Genomic DNA, 24,680 nt, shown 5'->3' on the forward strand with positions numbered 1-24,680 from the left:
CCACCGAGGGCACAGGGCGACGGGCCCCACCTCGACCACGGGCAGGCCGGGCTCACTCACGGCGATCCGGCCGGTTGCGGTGGGGCTTCTCCGGACTGGGCTGGTCGCCGAGGCCGCGGCGGACGTCGCCCGGCGCGGGGCCGATGACGCTGCGCGGGTTGACCTTGGCGGCGGAGCTGAGCTGGTACGGCACGCTCGTCACCATGACACCGGGCATGAACAGGAGTCGTCCCTTGAGGCGCAGGGCGGTCTGGTTGTGCAGGAGCTGCTCCCACCACCGGCCGACGACGTACTCGGGGATGTAGACGCTGACGATGTCGCGGGGGCTTTCGCGGCGCTTCTCCTTGACGTACTTGACGACGGGGCGCACGAGCTCGCGGTACGGCGAGGAGACGACGGTCAGCGGCACGGGGATCGCGAGCTCGTCCCAGCGCTCGCGCAGCGCGGCGGTGTCCTGCGGGTCGAGCTCGACGTAGAGCGCCTCGAGGGTGGAGGGGCGGGCGACGCGGGCGTAGGCGAGGGCGCGGAGGGCGGGCTTGTGGAGGCGGCCGATGAGCACGACGGCGTGCACGCGGGACGGGAGGGCGACGTCGGCGTCGTCGATCGCGAGTTCCTCGCTGACTCGCTGGTAGTGCCGGTTGATGCCGAGCATGAGGAAGAAGACGCAGGTCATGGCCAGGATGGCGATCCAGGCGCCGGCGAGGAACTTGGTGATGAGGACGATGACGAGCACGGTGGCGGTCATCGCGAGGCCGAAGCTGTTGACGATGCGCGAGCGCTTCATCCGGCGCCGTTCGGCGGGGTCGGTCTCGGTCGCGAGGTGGCGGGTCCAGTGCCGGATCATGCCGAGCTGGCTGAGGTTGAAGGAGACGAAGACGCCGACGATGTAGAGCTGGATCAGCTTGGTGACCTCGGCGTCGAACGCCAGGATGAGGACGATGGCGGCGACGGCGAGCAGGACGATGCCGTTGCTGAAGGCCAGGCGGTCGCCGCGCGTGTCGAGCTGACGGGGCAGGTGGCCGTCGCGGGCCAGGATCGAGCCGAGGACCGGGAAGCCGTTGAAGGCGGTGTTGGCGGCCAGGACGAGGATCACGCCGGTGCAGGCAATGGTGAAGTAGAACAGCGGCTGGGCGTCGCTGTAGAGCGCCTTCGCGAGCTGGGCGATGACGGTGGGCTGGTCGTACCCGTCGCCGACGGGCTGGCCGTCGAGGAGCAGCTGGTGCGCGGGGTCCTCGACGTAGCGGACGTGCATGGCGTCGGCGAGCATGATGATGCTCATCAGCATCGTGATGGAGATGGTGCCGAGCAGCAGGAGCGTCGTGGCGGCGTTCTGGCTCTTCGGCTTGCGGAAGGCGGGGACGCCGTTGCTGATCGCCTCGACACCGGTGAGGGCGGCACAGCCGGAGGAGAAGGCGCGCGCGAGGAGGAAGGCCATCGCCAGCCCGGTGAGCGCGGAGTCGTAGGGCGCCTCGGCGGCGATGTCGTAGGGCGCGCTCTCCGCCTGCGGCAGGTCGCCGAGCAGGTAGCGGACGAGCCCCCAGGCGGCCATGAGGCCGATGGCGAGCATGAACAGGTAGGTCGGCACGGCGAAGGCGGTGCCGGACTCCTTCGTGCCGCGCAGGTTGAGCGCCATGAGCAGCAGGACGAGGACCGACGCGGCGAGCGCCTCGTGGCCCACCAGCCACGGGATCGCCGAGGTCGCGTTCTGCACGCCGGAGGAGATGGAGACGGCGACCGTGAGGACGTAGTCGACGAGCAGGGCGCTCGCGACGGTCACACCGGCCTTGGGTCCGAGGTTCGTGGTGGCGACCTCGTAGTCGCCGCCGCCGCTGGGGTAGGCGTGGACGTTCTGCCGGTAGGACGCGACCACCGTGAGCATGACGAGGACGACGGCGATGCCGATCTTCCAGTTGAACGCGTAGGCGGTGATGCCGCCCATGGAGAGGGTCAGGAAGATCTCGTCGGGGGCGTACGCGACGGACGACAACGCGTCGCTCGCGAAGACGGGCAGCGCGATGCGCTTCGGCAGCAGCGTCTCCCCCAGCTGGGTACTGCGCAGCTTCCGCCCGACGATGGTCCGCTTGACGGACTCGACCATGCCCACGAGCGACGATGGTAGCCGCGGGGTCGTCCGCCCGCCGGGGCGCGGCCACGCGGCACGGCACCGGTGCCCCGGACCGGCCCACGACGTCCTCCCGTCCGTGTAGCGTCGCCCCCGTGCACATCGTGATCATGGGCTGCGGCCGCGTCGGGTCGACGCTGTCGCGCAGCCTCGAGGAGCGCGGCCACACGACGGCCGTGATCGACTCCAACGCCGACGCGTTCCGTCGTCTGGGCCCCGGCTTCACGGGGACGACGGTGACCGGCATGGGCTTCGACCGCGAGGTGCTGCGTGCCGCGGGCATCGAGCGCGCCGACGGCTTCGCGGCGGTCTCGAGCGGTGACAACTCCAACATCATCTCCGCCCGCGTGGCCCGCGAGCAGTTCGGTGTCGACAACGTCGTGGCACGCATCTACGACCCCGGTCGTGCCGAGGTGTACGAGCGGCTGGGCGTGCCCACGGTCGCCACCGTCCCGTGGGCGGCCGACCAGGTGCTCCGTCGGCTCCTGCCGGCCGGCTCCGAGCCGGCGTGGCGCGACCCGTCGGGCCAGCTGCGTCTGGACACCGTGTACGCGCCGTTCCCGTGGATCGGCCACCACGTCTCGGACCTGGAGGACGCGGCCGGGGTGCGCGTCGCGTACCTCACCCGGCTCGGGTCGGGGGTCGTCGCGACCGCCCGCACCGTGATGCAGGAGGGCGACGTGCTCGCCGTGTTCATGCGAGACGAGGACGCCGAGCGTGCCCACGCGGTCCTCGAGTCCGGACCTGAGGAGGCCTGATGCGCGTCGCCATCGCCGGTGCCGGGGCGGTCGGCCGGTCCGTCGCCCTCGAGCTGACGGAGAACGGTCACCAGGTCCTGCTGATCGACAAGTCGCCGGGCTCCATCCGCTCCGACGTCGTGCCCGACGCGCAGTGGCTGCTCGCCGACGCGTGCGAGATGTCGTCCCTGGCCGAGGCCGGGCTGCAGACGTGCGACGTCGTGATCGCGGCGACCGGTGACGACAAGGTCAACCTCGTCGTCTCGCTGCTTGCGAAGACGGAGTTCTCGGTCCCGCGCACGGTCGGGCGCGTGAACCACCCGAGCAACGAGTGGCTGTTCGGCGAGTCGTGGGGCGTCGACGTCGCGGTCTCCACCCCGCGTCTCATGTCGGCGCTCGTCGAGGAGGCGGTGTCGGTGGGCGACCTCGTCCGGCTGTTCACGTTCCGCCAGAGCAACACCAGCCTGGTGGAGCTGACCATGCCCGCGGACTCCCCCTACACCGGCCGCCTCGTGCGCGACGTCCCCTGGCCGCGCGACGTCGTGCTCGTCGCCATCCTGCGCGACAACGCCATCGAGACGCCCGACCCCGAGCGCTCACTCGAGGCAGGCGACGAGCTGCTGTTCGTCACCGCCGAGGACGCCGAGGTTGAGATCGGGTCGCTGCTCTCCCCCAAGTCCTGACGTCGCGGGGGCCTGCTGCTGCGTGGGCGCGGCTTCCTGCTCGGGTGGGGCTGCGGTGGTGTGACTTCTCGTTCGGGTGGGGCTGCGGTGGCGCGGCTCACTGCTCGGGTGGGGCTGCGCTGGCGCGGCTTCTCGTGGGTGTGGTCTCCGAAAGGGCCTCGACCGGGCGGCTGGCGGGCGAGGTGGGCTGGGTTCTCGGGCTGTGGCTCGCGGTGGACGCAAGATTCTGCGTTTGCGTGTGCCGGCGGTGGATCTGCCACCTTCTGAGCGCTGTTCAGGTGGTGGATCCACCGCTGAGGGGGCGAGGGGTGTGAAGGATTCTTCCTTCTCGTGGAACGGTCCACGAGAAGGAAGAATCCTCCGTCCCCCCAACCCAAAGGGCACCCAAGATTCTGCATTCACGCGAACCAGGTCGAACGCTCCTGCGTTCACGACGGGATCCCGTAGCAAACGCAGAACCCTTCGCCATTCCGCACACGAACGCAGCATCTTGCGTCCCACGCGGGCCACAGCCCGAGACCCGAAGCCGACCCCCGCCCAGCCGCCCGGTCGAGGCCCTTTCGGAGCGCAGGACGAGTCAAAGCCGCACCGACGCAGCCGTACCACCGCGAGAAGCCGCACCAGCGCAGCCCCACCCGAGCGAGAGCCCGCGCCGACGCAGCCCCACCCGAACGAGAAACCCGCTAGAGCACCACCACCAGCGCGGACAGCGTCAACGAGCGTGCGGGCCGGGCTCCAGGGGGGTGGCGTTGCGCGACAGCACCCAGGCCATCGCGGCGAACGCCGCGACCTGGAGGGGCCAGCCGAGCACGACCTTGGAGGTGCCGAGGAGGGCGACGTGGTCGCCTGCCCAGAGCGGGTACTGGACGAGGACGCGCAGGATGCAGGGGGCGGCGAACAGCCAGGTGAGGAGCGAGCACAGCCGGACGAGCTGACGGTCCTCGTGCCACTCGGTGGGCTCGCCGGTCAGGCTGCCGATGAGGAAGCCGACGAGCGGCCAGCCGACCAGGATCGACACGACGAACACGGCCGCGTAGGCGCCGTTGTAGAGGATGCCGGGCAGGAACACGTCACGCGCCTCGCCGCTGCGTGACGCGAAGAGCGCGGCGATCGCGATGCCGACGAGCGCGTTGAGCACGAACTGGACCGTCGAGCGCTGCACCAGCCTCACCGCCAGCAAAACGACGGCGCTGCCGACGCTCGCGGTCAACGAGGTGCGCAGGTCCTTCGTGACGACCCAGCAGACGGTGAACACGATCGTCGGGACGGCGCTCTCGACGATGCCACGACCACCGCCGAGCGCCTCGGCCAGCTTCGAACGGACGAGCTCCTCGACGGTGGCGTAGCGACGTGCCCCGTCGCCCGGGCCGTCGTGACGGGCGGGCTCGGCGGAGGCGTCAGGCATCGAGCTCGTAGCGCGGGTTGTAGAGCACGCAGGTGTCGCCGCGACGACCGATGCGCCCGTGGACCGTCAACCGGCGTCCGGGCTCGATCCCCTTGATCTCGCGCCGGCCGAGCCACACGAGCGTCACCTGGCCGGACCCGTCGTACAGCTGGGCCTCCAGCGCGCTGACGCCGTCGGAGACGGGGCGCGTGGTCACCGAGCGCAGCTCGCCGTGCAGGGAGCAGACGGCGCGGTCGGACTGCGACGCCAGCAGGCGGCAGCCGGCCTTGTCGGCGCTGCGCTGCAGCTCGTCGTCCTCGATCTGCTCGAGGGTCGGCCGGCGCCAGGCACGGCTCAGTCGCGAAGGCATACGTCCATCCTAGGTCGGTTCGCCGTCAGGACCGAGGGTCACCGGCTCGGCGTCCGGCGGCAGCTCGATCAGCAGCGGCTCGCGCACGGGTCGGGGGTCGTCGCCACGAACGACCACGACCTCGCGGAACGCCTGCTCCAGAAGGCCGTCCTCGTCGGGCTCGAGCGCCGCGGAGCCGAGGAACGTGGCCCGCAGCATCCAGCGCGGCCCCTCCACGGCGACGATGCGCGACGGCTGGAACCCGTCCTGGCCGTCGGGCAGGGTAACGGGGATCTGCACGCGGAGCTCGGGCCCGAACGGCCCGTCGAGCTCCTCGACCTCGCCGTCGAGCCGCTGGACCTCCGCGACGAGCTCCTCGCGCACCTCGTCCCACAGGCCACCGCTGCGCGGCGCGGCGAACGCGCGCAGCTCCAGGCCCGCCTCCTCCGTCACGAGCACGACGGACCCGGCGCCGCCGCCGTCGTCCTGCGGCACCTGCAGCTGGAAGCCGACCCTGCCGCGGATGCGCAGCGGGCCGAGGTCGACGTAGCCCGGCTCGTCCGCGGACGCCTCCGTGGAGTCGCGCGGTCGGGTCGGCGTGCTCGCAGCGTCGGACTGTGCGCTGTCGGTCGTGTCGTCCGGGACGGTCTGCTCGCGCTCGCGGCGACGTCGGATCATCGGTGCTCTCCCACGGATCGGTGGCCGCCGGTCGAGCCGTAGCCCCCGGCGCCTCGGCTGGTGTCCTCGAGTGACTCGACCTCGCGGAAGGTCACGTGCTCGACGCGCTGCACGACGAGCTGCGCGATGCGGTCGCCCCGCGCCACCTCGACGGTCTCCTCCAGGTCGTGGTTGACCAGCAGCACCTTGATCTCGCCGCGGTACCCCGCATCGACGGTGCCGGGCGTGTTCACGACCGAGAGGCCGTGCCGCAGCGCCAGCCCCGACCGCGGGTGGACGAACGCGGCGTAGCCGTCGGGCAGGGCGATGGCGATGCCGGTCGGCACGAGCACGCGCTCGCCCGGGGCCAGCGTGGCCGGTGCTGCGGCGTGCAGGTCGACGCCCGCGTCCCCCGGGTGCGCGTACGCGGGGACCGGGAGCTGCGGGTCGAGGCGTCGCACCGCGATCTCGAGCATGGTCGCGACCCTACTCGGGTGGACCTGGCCCGGATGCGGCAGGCTTGCAGGGTGCAGAACCGTCGTGAGCGCCTCGTGGCACCTGTGTCGTGGTGGGTCGGCGTGCTCGCCTTCGCCCTCGCGTGGGCCTGGCTGCTGCTCGTGGTCGCCGGCACCGGCGCCGCGGTCGTGACCTTCGTCGGCGTCGCCGTCCTGACGGGCGCCGTGGTGTGGGCGTACGGACGCACCGTCGTCGACGCCGGGCCCGACGGCCTACGGGTCGGGCGGGCGTTCCTGACGGCGGAGCACGTCGGTGCCGTCACCCCGCTCGACCGGGTCGCGACCCGTGAGGCCCTCGGCCCACGCGCCGACGCTCGCGCGTGGCTGCACGTCCGTCCCTACGTCGACACCGCGGTGCGGGTCGACGTCGACGACCCCGCCGACCCGACCCCGTACTGGCTGGTCTCCACCCGTCATCCGGGAGCGGTCGCGACCGCGCTCGGGGCGCGTCCCACGGCGTCCGACGTTCCTGACCAGACCACTCCAGACCCGAGGTGACGACCATGGCCCGCACGTCCCGCAAGGCTCGCACGACCCCCAGCCTGGAGAAGGCCACGCCGCCGCGGAAGCCGTCGCGCTCCAGCCGCAGCACGTGGAAGCTGCTCGACCGCTCGACCACCATCGCCGCCGGGCTGCTCGCCCGCCAGGCCTCGATGGTCACGTGGCGCCTCGCGACGGGTCGCAAGCCGCCGACGGCCGGACGTCACCCGGACGTCGAGACGAAGGAGGCCGTCGCGTGGGCGGTCGTCGGGGGCGCTCTCGTCGAGGTCGTCCGACTGCTCGTGCGCCGCGCCGCCGCCGGCTACTGGGTGCGGTCCACCGGCGCCCTTCCGCCCGGCATGAAGCCGCTGAAGGGCGCCTCCGTCGGTGCGCGCGTGGCGGCAGCCGCAGGAACGACAGAGCCGGCTTCCTCGCGGAAGCCGGCTCGGCGTCGTCGGCGCTCGCGCTGAGCGAGCCCGGGCTGGTGGGTCGCCCCACCGGTGCGTGCTGCGTCAGTAGGCGCAGTCCCGGCAGATGAGCCGGTCGCCCTTCTCCTCGGCGAGCTGGGACCGGTGGTGGACCAGGAAGCACGACGAGCACGTGAACTCGTCGGACTTGCGCGGCACCACCTGGACGGCCAGCTCCTCGTGCGAGAGGTCGGCACCGGGCAGCTCGAAGGACTCGGCCGCCTCGACCTCGTCCTCGTCCACCTTGCCCGAGTTCTTCTCGTGGCGACGCGCCTTGAGCTCCTCGATGCTGTCCTCGGACTGCTCTTCCTCAGTCTTGCGAGGCGCGTCGTAGTCGGTAGCCATGTACCCCTCCGTCGTGTGCGTTCAACCGACGGGATTGTTCCACACCGGCACAAGCCGTCGTCGGTCAGAACCCACAAGCCCGCACGACGTCGAAGTATTCCCCTGCGAGGGCAGGGTGGGCGGCCATGACGAGGCGTCCGTCGGGCGGTCCGTCGAGTCCCTCGACGCGCACACCTGCCTCACGGGCCACGAGCGCCCCGGCCGCCCGGTCCCACGGCTGCAGACCCTGCTCGACGTACGCGTCGAGCCGCCCGTCGGCGAGCGCGCACAGGTCGAGCGCGGCCGCGCCGATGCGACGAACGTCACGCACCTGGGGCAGCAGCTGCGCGACCGCGAGCCCCTGCTCACGACGTCGGTCCGGCAGGTAGCCGAAGCCGGTGCCGACGAGCGCCTCGGCGAGCGGCGGCGGCTCGGGGGCCTGCAGCGGCTGCCGCTCGTCACCCGTCCAGCGCCAGGCGCCGCCGCCGAGGACGGCTGCCCACTCCTCGCCCGTGGCGATGTTCACGACGTACCCGGCGACCTCGGCGGGGCCGTCGGGACCGTCGACGCGTGCCGCGATCGAGACGGCGTACGCCGGGATGCCGTAGACGAAGTTGACGGTGCCGTCGATCGGGTCGACGACCCACTCGACGCCGCTGGTGCCGCGGACGCCGCCGCCCTCCTCGCCGAGGAACCCGTCGTCGGGACGGGCGGCGAGCAGGCGTTCCCGGATGAGCTCCTCGCTGGCGCGGTCGACCTCGGTGACGACGTCGACCCGGCTCGACTTCGTGTCGGCCACGCTCACCCGCCCCTGCGGACGTCGCGCGCGCACGAGGGCGGCCGCCTCCAGCCCGACCTCCCGGGCGAGGATGACGAGCCCGTGGGGGTCGACCCCGGCGCTCATGCGTGCGCCGGGCGGTCGCCGCGCGGGTTGGCGCAGCAGCCCGGCACGCACACCCACGGGTTCGCACCGCACGTGCCGACCGTGGCGGGCGTCGGGTCCTCGCCGCGGTCGACCGCCGCACGCTCCTGCAGGAGGTCGGTGATCATCGCGACGAAGGCCGGGTGGGAGCCGGGCGTGGGCACGCGGACGAAGCGCAGGCCGAGCTCCTCCGCCGTGGCCTTGGCCTCGGTGTCGAGGTCGTAGACGACCTCCATGTGGTCGGAGACGAACCCGATCGGGACGAGCACGACCGACGTGACGCCGTCGGCCGCGAGCTTCTCGAGGTGGTCGTTGACGTCGGGCTCGAGCCAGGGGGTGCGCGGCGAGCCGGAGCGCGAGCAGTACACCAGCTCCCAGGGCAGGGTCCGGTGCTGCGGCTCGAGCCCCGCCATCACGAGGCGCGCCGTCTCGAGGTGCTGGTCGCGGTATGCGCCGACGCCGGGCCCGCCGCTCGCGTCGTTCATCGTGTCGGGGATCGAGTGCGTCACGAACACGACGTGCGTGTCGTCGGGCGCGTCGGCGAGGGCGGCGCGGGTGTGCTCCACGAACGGCGCCACGAACCCGGGGTGGTTGAAGGGCAGCCGCAGGCGGCTGAGCTCGATGTCGAGGCCCTCGGTCGCGTCGGCGAGGTTCTCGCGGTACTGGCGGCAGCCGGAGTAGGAGGAGTAGGCGCTGGTCAGGAAGTACGCGGCATGGCGCACACCGTCCGCGACCATCTGCTCGAGCGCCTCGCGGAGGTACGGCGCCCAGTTCCGGTTGCCCCAGTAGACCGGGAGGTCGACGTCGCGCGACGCCAGCTCGCCCTCGAGCGCTGCGATGACCTGCCGGTTGAGGTCGTTGATCGGGCTGCGACCGCCGAACAGGAAGTAGTGCTCCCCCACCTCCTCCAGCCGCTCGCGCGGGATGCCCTTGCCGACGGTCACGTTCTCGAGGAACGGGACCACGTCGTCGGGCTTCTCGGGACCACCGAAGGAGACGTAGAGGAGTGCATCGAAGGGGCGGACGTCCATGCCGTCATCGTCCCACGCACCGCCTCCACGCGCGGCGCGGCAGGGGTGCCCCGGGTCGTGTCGGTGTGCTGGCTGGCGGGGTCTCTACGTGCTGGTGCGTCGCCTGGGGGGGCTCGACGTGCTGGTGCGTCGCCTGCGGGGGGCTCGACGTGTTGGTGCGTCGCCTGCGGGGGGCTCGACTTGCTGGTGCGCTGCCGCAGGGGGTCTCTGCTTGTTGGTGCGCTGCCTCGACTCACGCTGGGTGTGGCCTCCGAAAGGGCCTCGACCGGGCGGCTGGGCGGGGGCCGGCTTCGGGTCTCGGGCTGTGGCTCGCGCTGCGGGACGCAAGATGCTGCGTTCGTGTGTGGAATGGCCAAGGATGCTGCGTTTGCCACGGGATCCCGTCGTGAACGCAGAAGCGTTCGACCTGATTCGCGTGAGTGCAGAATCTTGGGTGCCCTTTGGGGTGGGGGGACGAAGGATTCTTCCTTCTCGTGGACCGTTCCACGAGAAGGAAGAATCCTGCGTCACCCCCGGGCCCAGACCGGACCCCGAGACCCGAAGCCATCCCCGGAACCGCTGCCGGTCGAGGCCCTTTCGGAGATGACACCCAGCGCCAGCCGAGGCAGCGCACCAGCAAGCACAGACCCCCGCAGGCAGCGCAGCAGCAACCCCAGACCACCTGCGGCAGCGCACCCGCACGTCGAGCCCCCCGCAGCCAGCGCACCAGCAAGACGAGCCCCCCAGGCAGCGCAGCAGCAATGCCAGACCACCTGCGGCAGCGCACCCGCACGTCGAGCCCCCCGCAGCCAGCGCACCAGCAGGACGAGCCCCCAGGCAGCGCACCAGCGTTCGCCCGACCGCCGGGGGCCGTCAGGAGCGCGGGTAGTCTGCGGTCGCGCAGCCACACGGCGAGGGAGGAGGCGGCGTGCGATCGACGTACGGGCGGGTCCTGGCGCTGCCGGGTGCCGCGCTGTTCAGCCTGACCGGGCTCGTGTCCCGGCTGCCGCTGTCGATGGCGTCCCTCGGGCTGGTGCTGCTGGTGCGGGAGCACGGTGGCGGGTACGGAGCCGCGGGGCTGGTCGCCGCCGCCTACGTGACCGCTGCCGCGGTCGTCGCGCCGGTGCACGGCCGGCTGAGCGACCGCTGGGGGCAGCGCGTCGTGCTCGTGCTCGCCGGGGCGGGGTACGCGGTCGGCGTCGCCGCCGTCGTGCTGGCCGTCACGCGCGACGCCGCCGCTCCCTTGCCGCACCTGGCGGCCGCCGTCGCCGGGGTGTTCACCCCGCAGACCGGGTCGCTGGTGCGGGCGCGCTGGACCCACCTGCTGCGCGACGACCGACCGCTCCTGACCACGGCGTTCGCCATCGAGGCCGTCATCGACGAAGCGGTCTTCATCGTCGGTCCGGTGCTGGTCACCTTCCTCACGCTCCAGGTCGCCGACGTCGCCGGCCTCGCGACAGCTGCCGCCGCCGCGACCCTGGGCAGCTGGGCCCTCGCCGCGCAGACCAGGACGGAGCCGCCCGCCGGGGGCCGGCGCGCGGGCCGCCGCGTGCCGATGGGCTGGTCCGTGCTGGGCCCCGTCCTCGTCGCGGCGGTAGGGATCGGCATCCTCTTCGGGTCGACCGAGGTGCTCGTGGTGGCCTTCACCGAGGCAGAGGGCGAGCGCGGGGCGGCGGGGGTCGTGCTCGCCGTCTGGGCCGCCGGCAGCCTGCTCGCCGGCGTGGTCGTCGGGGCGCTGCCCGCACCGGCCGACGCCGTCGTGCGGCTGCGGTGGACCGTGCTCGTGCTGGGCCTGCTGTTCGCACCCCTGCTGCTCGCTCCCACCACGCCCTGGCTCACGGCGGGACTCTTCCTGGCCGGCGTCATGATCTCCCCGACCATGATCGCCGCCACGAGCGTCGTCGAGGAGTACGTCCCCCCGGCACGCCTGACCGAGGCGCTCACCTGGACGAGCACCGGTCTCGCGGTCGGCGTCGCCCCCGGCGCGGCCGTCGCCGGTGCCGTCGTGGACCGGTTCGGGGCGTCGGCGGGGTTCGTCGTGCCCCTCGTGGCGGGCCTCGCGGCGGCAGCGGTCGCGTGGTGGTTCCGGCCGCCACCTCGACCCGACCGCGCCCTCGTGCCCGGGGCCGTGGCGGACTAGGCTGTCCCGGGAGATGAGCTCCTCCGCCGCACCGCCTCCCGACGCCCTGCTCGACGACGCCCCGCTGGACGAGCGAGCCGTCGCGCTCGTGCGACGGTGGGTCTCCACCGCCGGCCGCCGCCGCACCGACCCTGCCGCTCGACGGCTGGCGACGCTGCTCAAGGACCCGGCCGGCCTCGACTTCACGATCGGCTTCGTGGACCGGGTCGTGCGTCCGGAGGACGTCGACGTCGCGGCCCGCAACCTGCGCGACCTGACCAGGTCGCTGCCCGCGTTCCTGCCCTGGACCCAGAGGTTCCTGCTGCGCCTGGGCGCCGTCGTCTCGGTGGTGATGCCCGGCCTGGTGGTCCGGACGGCACGGGCCACGCTGCGACGCATGGTCGGCCACCTCGTCGTCGACGCGAGGCCCGAGAGGCTCGGCAGGACCATCGCGACGCTGCGTCGTCGCGGCGACCGACTCAACCTCAACCTGCTCGGCGAGGCCGTGCTGGGCGAGGTCGAGGCGGTCCGCCGACGCGACCGCACGCTCGAGCTGCTGCGCCGCGACGACGTCGACTACGTGTCGGTCAAGGTCTCCGCCGTGGCCAGCCAGCTGTCGATGTGGGCCTTCGACGAGACCGTCGACCGGGTCGTCCAGCGGCTGGAGCCGCTGTACGACGTCGCGGCCGAGCGCGGCGCGTTCATCAACCTCGACATGGAGGAGTACCGCGACCTCGACCTCACCGTGGCGGTGTTCACCCGCGTGCTCGAGTCGCACCCCCAGCTCGAGGCGGGGATCGTGCTCCAGGCCTACCTCCCCGACGCGCTGTCCGCGATGCAGCGTCTGCAGGGCTGGGCCCGGGCCCGGCGCGAGGCGGGCGGGGCACCCGTCAAGGTGCGGGTCGTGAAGGGCGCGAACCTGGCCATGGAGCGCGTGGACGCGACGATCCACGGCTGGCCGCTCGCCACCTGGGGCACCAAGCAGGAGACCGACACCCACTACAAGCGGGTCCTGGGCTGGGCCCTCACACCCGAGCGGGTCGACGCGGTCCGGATCGGCGTGGCCGGCCAGAACCTGTTCGACGTCGCGTACGCCTGGCTGCTCGCCGGCGACCGCGGGGTGCGCGACGCGATCGACGTCGAGATGCTGCTGGGCATGGACGCGGGCCCCGTCGCTGCAGTCCGTGACGACGTCGGCGCGCTGCTGCTGTACACCCCCGTCGTCCACCCCGACGAGTTCGACGTCGCGATCTCCTACCTCGTGCGCAGGCTCGAGGAGAACGCCAGCCCCGAGAACTTCATGTCGGCCGCGTTCGACCTCGCCGACGACCCCGAGGCCTTCGAGCGCGAGGCGGGCCGCTTCCTCGACTCCGTCAAGGCCCTCGACGACGTCGTGCCGCCGCCGCACCGTGTGCAGGACCGACGCACCGACGCGACGGACCACCACGTGCATGCACACACGGACGGCTTCTCCAACACCCCCGACACCGACCCGTCCACCGCGGGCAACCGGGTGTGGGGACGTCAGGCGCTGTCCCGCTCGACCTACACGCAGGTCGGCCTGTCGACCATCGAGACCAACCGGGTCCACGGTCCCGCCTCGCTCGAGACCCTCGTCGTCGGTGCGCGCGAGGCCGGTCGCGACTGGGCCGCCCGCGGCGCCGAGGTGCGGGCCTGGATCCTGCACCAGGCAGCGGCGGCGCTCGAGACACGACGTGGCGACCTCGTCGCCGTCATGGCCGCGGAGACCGGCAAGACGATCGCCGAGGCCGACGTCGAGGTGAGCGAGGCCATCGACTTCGCCCACTACTACGCCGAGTCGGCCCGCCGGCTGGAGGTGGTCGACGGTGCGCGGTTCGAGCCGGTCGCCCTCACCGTCGTCACGCCGCCGTGGAACTTCCCCGTCGCCATCCCCTGCGGCTCGGTCGTCTCCGCGCTCGCGGCCGGCAGCGCCGTCGTCATCAAGCCGGCACCGCAGAGCCCGCGCTGCGCGGCCGTCATGGTGGAGGCGCTCTGGCAGGGGGGCGTGCCCCGCGACGTCCTGCGCTACGTCACGCTGGAGGAGGGCGAGCTCAGCAGGACGCTGGTGTCCCACCGGTCCGTCGACCGGGTCATCCTCACCGGGTCGTGGGAGACCGCCGCCCTGTTCCGGTCCTGGCGGGCCGACATGCCGCTGATGGCCGAGACGAGCGGCAAGAACGCGCTGGTCGTGACGCCCAGCGCCGACCTCGACCTCGCCGTCGCCGACCTCGTGAAGAGCGCCTTCGGGCACGCCGGCCAGAAGTGCTCCGCCGCCAGCCTCGGCATCCTCGTCGGGTCGGTCGCGACGTCCGAGCGCTTCCGTCGCCAGCTGGTCGACGCGGTCACGTCGCTCAAGGTCGGCTGGCCGGACGACCCCGACGTCTCCGTCGGTCCTGTCGTCGAGGCGCCGTCGGGCAAGCTCCTCGACGCGCTCACCGTGCTCGGGGAGGGCGAGGAGTGGCTCGTCGAGCCGCAGCGCCTGGACGAGACGGGGCGGCTGTGGTCGCCCGGCGTCAAGGTCGGCGTCCGCCCAGGGAGCACCTACCACCGCACCGAGTACTTCGGCCCGGTGCTCGGGCTCATGCACGCCGCCGACCTGGACGAGGCGATGGCGTGGCAGAACGCCACCGACTTCGGACTCACCGCAGGCATCCACTCCCTCGACCCCGACGAGGTCAACCGCTGGCTCGACACGGTCGAGGCCGGGAACCTGTACGTGAACCGCGGCATCACCGGCGCAATCGTGCAGCGACAGCCGTTCGGCGGCTGGAAGCGCTCGAAGGTCGGTGTCACCAGCAAGGCCGGCGGTCCCAACTACCTCTGTCACCTCGGCACCTGGCACCGGCGTCCGCTGCGTCACGTCCCCGCCGACGTGGCACTGTCGCCCGAGGTCGGTGCGCTGCTCGACGCGGTCGCGCCGCACGTGCTCCAGGACCCGCTCGCCCAGCTGCGCGCCGCGGCAGGCTCCGACGAGCTGGCCTGGGAGCGGGAGTTCGGCCGCGAGAAGGACGTCAGCGGGCTCGGCCTGGAGCGCAACGTGTTCCGCTACCGGCCCGGCACCGTCCACGTGCGGCTGGGCGACGACCTCGTCCTCGCCGCTCGGGTGCTGCTCGCCGCGCGTCGGTCGGGTGCGACGATCACGGTCTCCTCCCCCGTCGTGCTGCCCGACGGCCTCGCCGACCACGTCGTCGAGGACGCGGCCGCCTGGCTGCTCCGGATGGCCGACGAGCGACCGGGCGTCGTGCGCCTGCTCGACCCGTCCCTCGCCCAGCCGCTCGCCGAGGCCGTCGAGGGTGACCCCGACGTCGCCGTGCACGCCGACGAGGTCACGTGGTCCGGCCGGGTCGAGCTGCTGCCGTTCGTGCGGGAGCAGGCCGTGACGATCACCGCGCACCGCTTCGGCAACCACGACCCCGCGTTCGACCGCGTCCTGCCCCGGTCCTGAGGGCTCAGCCCTGCTGCAGCCCCGGCGGCAGCGGAGCCCGCCAGCCGCGCCAGAGGGCCAGCAGCCGCCAGTTGACGCACAGCGCCCCGGCGCCGACGTAGGCCCACCAGCCCAGGTCGGCCCGGTGGGCGAGGACGGCGAGCAGCGCCCCCGCGAACGCCGGGGTCGCGTACAGCTCCTCGCGGAAGATCACCGGCACGCGACCGGCGAGCACGTCGCGCAGGATCCCGCCGCCGATGGCGGTGACCATGCCGAGCAGCGCCGCGGGCAGCACCCCGAGGCCGTACTCGGCCGCCTTGACCCCACCCGCGACGCAGAACAGCGCCGCCCCGACGGCGTCGAGCACGGTGATCTGCGACTCCCGGCGTCCGAACGTCGGGTGGAAGACGAACACCACCACCGACGCGACGGCCGGCACGAGCAGGTAGCGCCAGTCGAGCAGGGCCGCGGGCGGCACCGCGCCGATCAGCACGTCGCGCAGCACCCCGCCCCCGAGACCGGTCACGAGGCCGAGCACCGCGGCACCGAAGACGTCGAGCTCCTTGCGCACGGCGACGATCGCGCCGGTGCACGCGAACACCGCGATCCCGACCAGGTCGAGCGTCACGATCCACACGTCGGGCACGGGGAGAGCCTAGGACGTCGTGCTGCGACCGGGCGAGCGTGTCGCCGCAGCGGGGCACCGGACGCCACCTACGATGGCGGTGCAACCAGTGGGAGGACGCTCGATGCGCGAACTCGGCCCCGATCGGCTCAGCGACGACGGACGGTACCTCGTCCTGCGCGAGCCCGGTCGTCCGGAGCTGTTCCGCGTCCCCATCGACCGGCGGCTCGCCGCCCTCGTCGAGGCCTCCCCCCGTGCCCGGGGCCGTGCCCACGGCCAGATGGAGATCACGATGGAGAGCAGCCTCAGCCCGCGCGAGATCCAGACCCGGATCCGGCGCGGTGAGTCCCCCGACCAGGTCGCCGAGTCCGCTGGCGTGCCCACCGAGCAGATCGAGGGCTTCGCGACCCCGGTGCTCGCCGAGCGTGCCTACATGGCCGAGCAGGCCCGCACCACGACCATCCGTCGCCGTCACGCGGCCGGACCGGGCGTGCTCCTCGGCACCGCCGTCGACGAGAGCGTCGCGGCCCAGGGCGGCGTGCCCGAGGACGCCGTGTGGGACGCGTGGCGGCGCGAGGACGGTCGCTGGACCGTCCAGGTCTTCGCGCCCGACGCGCTCGAGCCGGCGCGGTTCTGCTTCGACGCCAAGAGCCGCTACGTCCTGCCCGACGACGAGGCCGCCCGCCTCCTCGTGGGCGACGTCGCCGCGCCCGAGGCGACCGACATGGCGATCGCCGATGCGCTGCGTGCCGACGAGGAGCGCGTCGAGGAGCCGTCGACCCCCGACGCCGCACCGCAGGAGCAGCTGCTCGTCCACCTGCCCGACGAGGCGCCGCACGCCCTGGTGCACTCGCTGAAGGAGGCCCGCGACCGGCGGGCGATGGAGCAGCTGTCGCTGACCGACGAGCCGGCACCGGAGCCCGCACGTGACCCGCAGGGTCGCGAGGAGGCCCAGGGTCGTGACGAGCCTGCGACCGAGGCGCGCGAGCCGGAGGTCGCGCAGGTCGACGACGACGTCGAGGAGCACGTGGCCGTGCCCGACACGGTGGCGCCGCGCGGCAAGAAGCGTCCCGAGCGTCGACGGGTGCCCAGCTGGGACGAGATCATGTTCGGCGGCCGGCCGGAGTAGTCGCCCGCTCCCTCCGTCAGGGGAACGGCAGCACGTCGGGCGAGAGCGCCGCGGCCTTCGCCGTGGCCGCCGTCATGCGGCGGCGGTGGTGACGTCGGCACAGCACCTCGTAGCCCACCGACGGCGTGGGCCGGTCGGGGTCGTCCACGTCGCCAACGACGATGACCTCACCCTCCGTGACCATCACGCCGTCCTCCGTCCGGGCGTTGTGGGTGGCGCGCTCACCGCACCAGCAGAGCGCCTCGACCTGCAGGGGCAGCACCCGGTCGGCGAGCTCGACGAGCCGGGCGGCCCCCGGGAAGAGCCGGGTGCGGAAGTCGGTGAGGATGCCGAAGCAGAACACGTCGATGTCGAGCTCGTCGGCGATCTTCGCGAGCTGGTCGACCTGCTCGGGCGTGTAGAACTGCGCCTCGTCGCACACCAGGTAGTCGATGCGGCCACCGCGGGTCAGCTCGTCGACGACGTGCTCCCAGAAGTGCAGGTGCTCCTCGACCTCCGTCGCGGGCACAGACAGGCCGAGCCGGCTGGACAGCGTGGCCTCGCCGGCGCGGTCGTGCGAGGCGAACACCCGTCCGACCCGGCCACGGGCGCGGTGGTTGTGGTCGAGCTGCAGGGCGAGGGTGCTCTTGCCGCAGTCCATCGTGCCGGAGTAGAAGATCAGGTCGGCCACGGGCTCATCCTCCCAGCCGGGTCACGTCGCGAGCAGCACGGGGATCCGGAGCTCGGCCTCCGTGACCGAGCCGTGGAACCCCTTCATGCGCATCTCGAGCGGGAAGTCGTCGGTGCTGAACACACCGAAGTCGCCGAGCGACGCGACGACGACGTCACCGACCCGCCCGGCGACCTCGGGTGCCAGGGGTCCGAACCAGTCGTCGAGCTCGTCGCGGGTGCGCACGACCGCCCGGTCACCGCACGCGGCGCGCCAGCGGTCGGCGACGGCGTCGCGGTCCTGACGGGCGGTGTACAGGTGCCGGAAGCGTGCCTCCCCGGCGAGCAGGTCCACGCCCTCGAGCAGCTGCGGGTGGTCGGCGACGTCGAACCGCCCGTCGACGGGCAGGTCGACCATGCCGTGGTCGGCGGTCACGAGCAGGACGGTGTCGTCGGGCAGCAGGTCGCGCAGCTGCGCGGTCTCGCGGTCGACCGTGACGAGCACGTCGCGCCACTCCTGGGACGTGGAGCCGTGGGCGTGGCCGGCGTGGTCGAGCCGCGACTCGTAGGCGTAGACGAGGGAGCGGTCGGCGTCCTCGGTGACGTCGGCGACGACGTCGAGGCGCTCCCACACGGAGCCGACGCCGTGGAACGGCGCGCCGCGCTGGCTGCAGAGGGTGAGCCCCGAGCCCTCGAACCGCGACTCGTTGACGCTGGCCGCGTTGAGGCCCGCCTCGTGCAGCCGCTGGAGCACGGTCGGGTGACGCTGCCACTGCAGCGCGTCGACCGGCTGGTCCCAGGCCAGGGCGTTGAACCGTCGGCCGGTCTCGGGCACGCGGGAGGTGTAGCCGACGACGCCGTGCGCGCCCGCGCGCAGCCCGGTGCCGAGCGACGTTAGGCTCGTGACGGTCGTCGACGGTACGCCGCAGACCACGTCGGGGACCGACGGGAGGGACGACAGGAAGGGGGCGAGCTCGGCGTGCTCGCGCAGCAGCTGCTCCCCCATGCCGTCGACGAGCAGCACGACGTAGCGCCGAGCCTCGGGCAGGCCCAGCGTGTCGTGGAAGCCCAGGTCGGGCCCGGCGACGACGGCGGCTGCGGACGTCATGACCTCGTGCAGGCCGGGTCGGCCTGCTGGTCCGGGTCGACTCATGCGGTGCCGCTCGTGGCGGCCGAGAGCCGGCGCGCGAACTCCAGGAGACGCTCCACCGCGGCACCGCCGTCGGCCGCGGAGCTGAGCCGCAGCGAGAAGTCGTCGCCCGTCAGGTTGCCCGTGTAGCCGTGGTCGGCGTCGCAGTCGGGGTCGCTGCACTGGGCCGGCTCGAGGTCGAGGTGGGACACGGCGCCCCAGCCGATCGTGACCACGGCCTCCTCGAGCTTGCCGGACGTCGCGACCATGCGCGTGACGACGACCGAGCGGATGCGGTGGATCGACACCGCCTCGCTCGTCGTCGACGTGTAGGGCTTCGGCAGCAGGTCGTCCGGCGGGTGCTCGTCGGTGTGCACCAGGACCACGCGCGACGGCGTCATGACGAGGACGGTCATGTGGCGGCGGATCTCGTCGCGCTCGAACGTCGGCTCGTGGTGGACGACGTGCGCGAGGACGTCCTCACCGGCGAGGGCGTCACGGAGCCCGGCGGTGACGATGTCGGGGTAGTAGCCGCTGCGGGCGATCTCGGTGAAGACGTCCGAGCTCGGACCGGCGGGGCGCTCGCGTCGCATCAGGCCAGCGTATCCCTGCTGGGGGTGCTGAGTCGCCGCACGTACCGCTCCTCGCGCCGGTCGGTGGCGGGCACGATCTTGGCGCGCGCGCTGAGTGCCGTGAGACCGCCCTCGTGGACGAGCACCGGCTCGAGGTCGAGCTCGGCGACCTCGGGCAGGTCGTCCTTCAGCGCTGCCAGGCGCAGGATGACGTCCTGGATGGCCGCGGTGTCCACCGGTTCCGACCCGCGGTAGCCGTAGAGCAGTGGCGCGGAGCGGAGGTCCTGGATCATCGACTCGGCGTCGACGTCGGTGAGCGGCGGGATGCCGTAGGCCCGGTCACCAAGCAGCTCGCTCGACGCGCCGGCCAGGCCGAACGACACGAGCGGGCCGAACAGCGCGTCCTCGGTGACCGTGAACGAGAGCGGGATGCCCGCCGGTGCCGACCGCTGCACGAAGAACCGGGTGTCGGCGCGCATGCCGGGCCAGGAGGTGAGCTGGTCCCAGGCCTCCGTCATGTCCTGGCGGTCCTGGATGCCCCGCCACACGTGCGCGAGGTCCGGCCGGGCCCGCAGGTGCTCGCTGCCCGCCTTGAGGACGACGTCCCAGCCGAGCTGCTCCGCCGCGGCGATCGCCTCCTCCGGGTCGTGCACGTTGATCCACGTCCAGAGGTCGATCCCGTAGCACGCGAGCAGCGCGTGCACCTGCTCCGTCGACAGGATCGCGCCCCGGGGGGCGTGCGAGAGGACGTCGCGCACGAGAGCGCGGGCGTCACCGGTGCGGATGTCGGTGTGCGCCCGGAACTCGCCGTGGTCGCGGGCGGCCCACTCGGCGTAGGTGACGACCCGGGCGAGGGCGCGGACCGCCGACTCCGGCGCCGGGTACGACGGGACGGAGCCGCGTCCGGCCGAGCCGCCCTGCACGTCGGGGACGCGCAGCAGCTCGGGGATGCCCTCGGTGCCGAGGAAGGTGGACACGATCGGCTTGTCGGACTGCTCGCCGATCGACGCCAGCACGTTCGCGACCTCCTCGCCGGAGGTGTTCAGCGGCGGGATGTAGACGACCATGAGCGCGTCGATGTCGTCGGACGCGAGGGCCGTCTCGATGGCGACCTCGAAGTCGTCGGCGCCGGCGTCGGCGCCGAGCGGGACGGAGTCGGCGACCTGCAGCCCCGTGGCCGTGGCCGCGTCGGCGACCAGCAGGCCCATCGCGTCGGAGTTGCCGACGACGCAGATCCGGTTGCCGCGCGGCAGCGGCTGGTGCGCGACGAGCTGGCCGACGTCGAACATCTCCTCGAGCGTGTCGACCTGCACGACGCCCGCCTGGCGGAACATGGCGTCGACGGCCGCCTGCGGTGCCGTGCTGCGCTTCACCGCGTGGCCGACCGGGACGCCCTGCGTCGAGCGCCCCGACTTCACGGCGACGACGGGCTTGGACTCCGAGACGCGACGCGCGATGCGCGAGAACTTGCGGGGGTTGCCGATGGACTCGAGGTAGAGCAGCACGACCTCGGTGTCGTCGTCCTCCTGCCAGTACTGGAGGAGGTCGTTGCCGGACACGTCGGCGCGGTTGCCGGCCGACACGAACGTCGAGAGACCGAGGCCGCGTCGCGACACCGACTCCAGGATCGCCGTGCCGAGCGCGCCGGACTGGCAGAAGAAGCCCACGCGGCCCTGCGGCGGCATGGCGGTGGACAGCGAGGCGTTCAGCTGGACGGCGGGCGCCGTGTTGATGACGCCGAGGCAGTTGGGGCCCACCAGGCGCAGGCCGTAGGAGCGGGAGAGGTCGAGCAGCGTGCGCTGGCGCTGACGACCCTCCGGACCCTCCTCGGCGAACCCGGCCGAGATGACCACGAGTCCGTGGACGCCCTTCGCGGCGCAGTCGAGCACGACGTCGTTGACCGACTCGGCGGGCACGGCCACGATCGCGAGGTCGACCTCGTGCGGGATGTCCTTGACGCTCTTGAACGCCGGCAGGCCGGACACCGCCTCCGCCTGGCTGTTCACGGCGTACACGCTGCCCTGGTAGTCGCCCAGCACGAGGTTGCGCACGATGGTCTGGCCGATGGAGCGCTGGCGCCGGCTCGCGCCGACGACGGCGATGCTGCGGGCGGCGAAGATCCGCTCGATCGAGGCCGCCTCGGCCCGCTGCTCGCGCGAGCGCATGACGCCCACGGCGGAGTCGGTGGGGTCGATGCGGAACGAGAGCTGCTGCACGCCGTCCTCGACGACGCCTTCCACGGAGTAGCCCATCTCGCGGAAGACCTGCAGCATCCGGTTGTTGCTCGGCAGCACGTCGGCGGTGAACCGCTTGATGCCACGCTCGCGACCGGCCTGCGCGAGGTGCTCGAGCAGCAGCTGCCCGACGCCGCGACCCTGGTGCGCGTCCTCGACCAGGAACGCGACCTCGGCCTCGTCGTCGCTGGTGGCGTCGTAGCGTCCGACCCCGATGATGTCGTCGTGCAGCGTCAGCACGAACGCGACGCGGCGGTCGAGGTCGACGTGGGTGAACCGCTCGACGTCGCGGGCGGACAGCGTCGGGTAGGGCGCGAAGAACCGGTAGTACTTCGACTCGTCGGAGACCCGGGAGTAGAAGGCGACGAAGGCGTCGGTGTCCTCGGGCGTGATCGGCCTCAGCTGCGCGACGCGGCCGTCCTTCAGGAGCACGTCCGCCTCCCACACCCGGGCGCGCTCGGCGGGCGGATTCGGGGCGTCGGACGTCACGGGCCCAACCTACCGCCCTCGCGGACGCGTGACGGCGACGGAGCGGCGTGGGCGGGGCCACGGGTCCCCTGGCGGCGTGGCGGCTGTGCCCGCGGCGCGGCGACCGGGAGAATCAGGAGGTCACGCCCAGCCGCGCACCGCCGGCGACCCCCGTGAGCCAAGAGAGGATCCATGGCCCGCAGCAGCACCCCGAGCCCCCCCGAGGAGTTCGACGAGCACATCATCGACACCGACATCACGGACGAGATGAATGCCAGCTACATCGAGTACGCGTACTCGGTGATCTACTCGCGGGCCATCCCCGACGCCCGCGACGGCCTCAAGCCCGTGCAGCGTCGCACGCTCTTCACCATGGACGACATGGGTCTGCGCAGCGACCGCGGCCACGTCAAGAGCGCGCGCGTGGTCGGTGAGGTCATGGGTCGGCTCCACCCGCACGGCGACAGCGCGATCTACGACGCGCTCGTGCGGCTCGAGCAGTGGTGGTCGATGCGTCTCCCGCTGGTCGACGGGCACGGCAACTTCGGCTCGCCGGACGACCCACCGGCCGCGATGCGGTACACGGAGTGCCGCATGGACGCCGCCGCAGAGGCCATGACCGCGTCGATCGACGAGGACACCGTCGACTTCCGGCCCAACTACGACGGCCGCGAGCTCGAGCCGAGCGTCCTGCCGGCGTCGCTGCCGAACCTGCTCGTCAACGGCGCGTCGGGGATCGCCGTGGGCATGGCCACGAACATCGCACCGCACAACCTCGTCGAGGTCGTGCAGGCGCTGCGCCACCTCATCGAGCACCCGACGGCCGACCTCGACGACCTCATGCGGTTCGTGCCCGGTCCCGACCTGCCCACCGGCGGCAAGATCGTCGGGCTCGACGGCATCCGCGACGCGTACGCCACCGGCAACGGCTCGTTCCGCATGCGCGCCACCACGCGGATCGAGAACATCACGCCCCGCCGCAAGGGCATCGTGGTCACGGAGCTGCCCTACAACGTGGGCACGGAGAAGGTCGTCGAGGCGATCAAGAAGCTGGTGCAGGCCAAGAAGCTGCAGGGCATCTCCGACATCAAGAACCTCACCGACCGCCACAAGGGCCTGCACCTCGTGATCGAGGTGAAGAACGGCATCGTGCCCGAGGCGCTGCTCGAGCAGCTCTTCAAGCAGACGCCGATGGAGTCCTCGTTCTCGATCAACGCGGTCGCCCTCGTCGACGGGCAGCCGCGGACCCTAGGGCTCAAGCAGATGCTCGAGGTCTACCTCGACCACCGGTTTCAGGTCGTGCGGCGCCGCAGCGAGTTCCGCCGCGCGAAGGCCGCCGACCGGCTGCACCTCGTCGAGGGGCTGCTCGTGGCGATCGTCGACATCGACGAGGTCATCCAGCTGGTCCGCAGCAGCGACAACCGCGGCGAGGCGCGCACCCGCCTGATGGGGGTCTTCGACCTCAGCGAGGCGCAGGCCGACTTCATCCTCGACCGCACGCTCGGCAGCCTGACCCGCTTCTCGCGCCTGGAGCTGGAGAAGGAGGCCGACGAGCTGCGCGCCACCATCGAGCAGCTCGAGGAGATCCTCGGTGACGACGCCGTCCTGCGCGGTGTCGTGTCCGACGAGCTCACCGAGGTGGCCCAGAGCTTCGGCACGCCGCGCCGCACCGTGCTGCTCGAGTCGGCGGGCCAGACCGTCACCAGCACCGCGTCGCTGGAGGTGGCCGACGACCCGTGCTTCGTGTTGCTGTCGGCCACCGGCCTGCTGGCCCGCACCACCGACGCGACGCCCTTCGGCGACGTCGGGAACCGGGCCAAGCACGACGTCGTGGTGTCCGCGGTCGCGGCAACCGCCCGCGGGCAGGTCGGCCTGGTGACGCAGGACGGCGTGGTCCACCGGCTCGACGTCCTCGACATCCCCGCGCTCCCGCCGACGGCGTCGGCACCGCACGTGCAGGGCGGCATCCCGCTGCGGGAGCTGCTGTCGACCAAGGCCGCCCCCGTCACGCTGATGTCGTTGTCCGAGGAGGGCCCCGGCATCGCGCTCGGCACCCGCGCCGGCGTCGTCAAGCGCGTCAAGCCCGACCACGTGCTCACCCGCGACGCGTGGGAGGTCGTCAGCCTCGCCGACGGCGACATCGTGGTCGGTGCCGCGCCGCTGGCGACAGGCGACGAGCAGCTGGTCTTCGTGACGTCCGACGCCCAGCTCCTGCGCTTCGAGGCCGGCCTCGTGCGGCCTCAGGGCCGGGGCGGCGGCGGCGTGGCAGGTGTCAAGGTCGCGCCCGGTCAACGGGTCGTCGGCTTCGGCGTCGTCAGCGACGTCGACACGGCGCACGTCCTCACCATCGCGGGCTCCGGTGACGCGCTGCCGGGGACACAGACGGGGGCGGCGAAGCTCACGCCGCTGTCGGCCTTCCCGGCCAAGGGTCGCGCCACGGGCGGCGTGCGCTGCCAGCGGCTGCTCAAGGGCGAGGACGGGCTCATCCTGGCGTGGGTGGGCGACGGCATGCCGCTCGCCTGCGCCACGAGCGGGTCGCCGGTCGACCTGCCCGCGGTGGACCCGCGACGCGACGGCTCCGGGGTGCCCGTGGCACAGCCCGTGCTGGCGGCGGCGTCGCCCGCTGCGCTCCTGCCGGGACTCCAGGTCGTGCGAGACTGA

At 72.6% G+C, this 24,680-nt stretch carries 21 protein-coding genes; 8 read left to right on the forward strand and 13 right to left on the reverse strand.

Going from position 1 to position 24,680, the window contains the following annotated elements:
- Positions 1-52: 52 nt before the first annotated feature.
- Positions 53-2,098 carry an APC family permease gene (locus tag AC3WRM_RS07720; protein ID WP_492247580.1) on the reverse strand — a complete coding sequence of 682 codons (2,046 nt, stop codon included), beginning with the start codon at positions 2,096-2,098 and terminating at the stop codon, positions 53-55.
- A 119-nt stretch (positions 2,099-2,217) separates the two neighbouring features.
- Between AC3WRM_RS07720 and AC3WRM_RS07725 the strand changes: the two genes are divergently transcribed.
- Complete coding sequence (locus AC3WRM_RS07725) at positions 2,218-2,880, forward strand: potassium channel family protein (protein ID WP_492247579.1); 663 nt, start codon at positions 2,218-2,220, stop codon at positions 2,878-2,880.
- Positions 2,880-3,542 carry a potassium channel family protein gene (locus tag AC3WRM_RS07730; RefSeq protein WP_492247578.1) on the forward strand — a complete coding sequence of 221 codons (663 nt, stop codon included), beginning with the start codon at positions 2,880-2,882 and terminating at the stop codon, positions 3,540-3,542. The genes AC3WRM_RS07725 and AC3WRM_RS07730 overlap by 1 nt, the downstream gene beginning before the upstream one ends.
- A 712-nt stretch (positions 3,543-4,254) precedes the next feature.
- Here AC3WRM_RS07730 and AC3WRM_RS07735 read toward each other — a convergent pair.
- Genes AC3WRM_RS07735 through dut form a run of 4 tightly spaced genes read right to left on the reverse strand, consistent with a single transcriptional unit; the run spans position 4,255 to position 6,408 of the window.
- On the reverse strand, positions 4,255-4,947 hold the full coding sequence (locus tag AC3WRM_RS07735; RefSeq protein WP_492247577.1) for a DUF3159 domain-containing protein: 693 nt from the start codon (positions 4,945-4,947) through the stop codon (positions 4,255-4,257).
- Entirely contained in the window at positions 4,940-5,296 is a 357-nt protein-coding gene (locus AC3WRM_RS07740) for an OB-fold nucleic acid binding domain-containing protein (protein ID WP_492247576.1), read from the reverse strand. The genes AC3WRM_RS07735 and AC3WRM_RS07740 overlap by 8 nt, the downstream gene beginning before the upstream one ends.
- Positions 5,297-5,305: 9 nt before the next feature.
- The gene (locus AC3WRM_RS07745) at positions 5,306-5,953 is read right to left on the reverse strand and encodes a DUF3710 domain-containing protein (protein WP_492247575.1); all 648 of its coding nucleotides are present in this window, start codon (positions 5,951-5,953) and stop codon (positions 5,306-5,308) included.
- Positions 5,950-6,408, reverse strand: a complete 459-nt coding sequence (dut, locus tag AC3WRM_RS07750) for a dUTP diphosphatase (RefSeq protein WP_492247574.1) — start codon at positions 6,406-6,408, stop codon at positions 5,950-5,952. Before dut ends, AC3WRM_RS07745 begins: the two co-directional genes overlap by 4 nt.
- Before the next feature lie 51 nt (positions 6,409-6,459).
- On the opposite strand from dut, the gene AC3WRM_RS07755 reads away from it, so the two are divergent.
- Both AC3WRM_RS07755 and AC3WRM_RS07760 read left to right on the forward strand, forming a co-directional pair.
- Positions 6,460-6,945, forward strand: a complete 486-nt coding sequence (locus tag AC3WRM_RS07755) for a DUF3093 domain-containing protein (protein WP_492247573.1) — start codon at positions 6,460-6,462, stop codon at positions 6,943-6,945.
- Between the two features lie 5 nt (positions 6,946-6,950).
- Entirely contained in the window at positions 6,951-7,397 is a 447-nt protein-coding gene (locus AC3WRM_RS07760) for a DUF4235 domain-containing protein (protein WP_492247572.1), read from the forward strand.
- 42 nt (positions 7,398-7,439) lie between these two features.
- Here the strand turns inward: AC3WRM_RS07760 and AC3WRM_RS07765 are convergent, their stop codons facing one another.
- From AC3WRM_RS07765 to AC3WRM_RS07775, 3 genes are all read right to left on the reverse strand, one after another.
- Positions 7,440-7,739 carry a DUF4193 domain-containing protein gene (locus AC3WRM_RS07765; protein ID WP_067857109.1) on the reverse strand — a complete coding sequence of 100 codons (300 nt, stop codon included), beginning with the start codon at positions 7,737-7,739 and terminating at the stop codon, positions 7,440-7,442.
- Positions 7,740-7,803: 64 nt separating this feature from the next.
- Complete coding sequence (locus AC3WRM_RS07770) at positions 7,804-8,622, reverse strand: inositol monophosphatase family protein (protein ID WP_492247571.1); 819 nt, start codon at positions 8,620-8,622, stop codon at positions 7,804-7,806.
- Positions 8,619-9,671, reverse strand: a complete 1,053-nt coding sequence (locus AC3WRM_RS07775) for a ferrochelatase (RefSeq protein ID WP_492247570.1) — start codon at positions 9,669-9,671, stop codon at positions 8,619-8,621. Before AC3WRM_RS07775 ends, AC3WRM_RS07770 begins: the two co-directional genes overlap by 4 nt.
- Positions 9,672-10,578: 907 nt before the next feature.
- On the opposite strand from AC3WRM_RS07775, the gene AC3WRM_RS07780 reads away from it, so the two are divergent.
- Both AC3WRM_RS07780 and AC3WRM_RS07785 read left to right on the forward strand, forming a co-directional pair.
- The gene (locus AC3WRM_RS07780; RefSeq protein WP_492247569.1) at positions 10,579-11,790 is read left to right on the forward strand and encodes an MFS transporter; all 1,212 of its coding nucleotides are present in this window, start codon (positions 10,579-10,581) and stop codon (positions 11,788-11,790) included.
- Position 11,791: 1 nt separating this feature from the next.
- A complete protein-coding gene (locus AC3WRM_RS07785) occupies positions 11,792-15,235 on the forward strand; it encodes a proline dehydrogenase family protein (protein WP_492247663.1) in 3,444 nt (1,147 codons plus the stop codon).
- Between the two features lie 4 nt (positions 15,236-15,239).
- Here the strand turns inward: AC3WRM_RS07785 and AC3WRM_RS07790 are convergent, their stop codons facing one another.
- A complete protein-coding gene (locus AC3WRM_RS07790) occupies positions 15,240-15,860 on the reverse strand; it encodes a trimeric intracellular cation channel family protein (RefSeq protein WP_492247568.1) in 621 nt (206 codons plus the stop codon).
- Positions 15,861-15,963: 103 nt separating this feature from the next.
- On the opposite strand from AC3WRM_RS07790, the gene sepH reads away from it, so the two are divergent.
- Positions 15,964-16,968, forward strand: a complete 1,005-nt coding sequence (sepH, locus tag AC3WRM_RS07795) for a septation protein SepH (protein ID WP_492247567.1) — start codon at positions 15,964-15,966, stop codon at positions 16,966-16,968.
- A gap of 16 nt (positions 16,969-16,984) precedes the next feature.
- Here the strand turns inward: sepH and AC3WRM_RS07800 are convergent, their stop codons facing one another.
- The 4 genes from AC3WRM_RS07800 to AC3WRM_RS07815 are packed head-to-tail and all read right to left on the reverse strand — an operon-like array spanning position 16,985 to position 22,040.
- A complete protein-coding gene (locus AC3WRM_RS07800) occupies positions 16,985-17,638 on the reverse strand; it encodes a thymidine kinase (RefSeq protein ID WP_067857088.1) in 654 nt (217 codons plus the stop codon).
- Positions 17,639-17,659: 21 nt separating this feature from the next.
- Positions 17,660-18,769 carry an alkaline phosphatase family protein gene (locus tag AC3WRM_RS07805; RefSeq protein ID WP_492247566.1) on the reverse strand — a complete coding sequence of 370 codons (1,110 nt, stop codon included), beginning with the start codon at positions 18,767-18,769 and terminating at the stop codon, positions 17,660-17,662.
- Positions 18,766-19,338, reverse strand: coding sequence for a DUF5998 family protein (locus AC3WRM_RS07810; RefSeq protein ID WP_067857083.1), 573 nt, complete (start codon positions 19,336-19,338; stop codon positions 18,766-18,768). Before AC3WRM_RS07810 ends, AC3WRM_RS07805 begins: the two co-directional genes overlap by 4 nt.
- Complete coding sequence (locus AC3WRM_RS07815; RefSeq protein ID WP_492247565.1) at positions 19,338-22,040, reverse strand: bifunctional acetate--CoA ligase family protein/GNAT family N-acetyltransferase; 2,703 nt, start codon at positions 22,038-22,040, stop codon at positions 19,338-19,340. Before AC3WRM_RS07815 ends, AC3WRM_RS07810 begins: the two co-directional genes overlap by 1 nt.
- A 171-nt stretch (positions 22,041-22,211) precedes the next feature.
- On the opposite strand from AC3WRM_RS07815, the gene AC3WRM_RS07820 reads away from it, so the two are divergent.
- Positions 22,212-24,680, forward strand: coding sequence for a DNA gyrase/topoisomerase IV subunit A (locus AC3WRM_RS07820; protein ID WP_492247564.1), 2,469 nt, complete (start codon positions 22,212-22,214; stop codon positions 24,678-24,680).

It is taken from the genome of Aeromicrobium sp. EU05-FHT14F07, assembly GCF_058790455.1.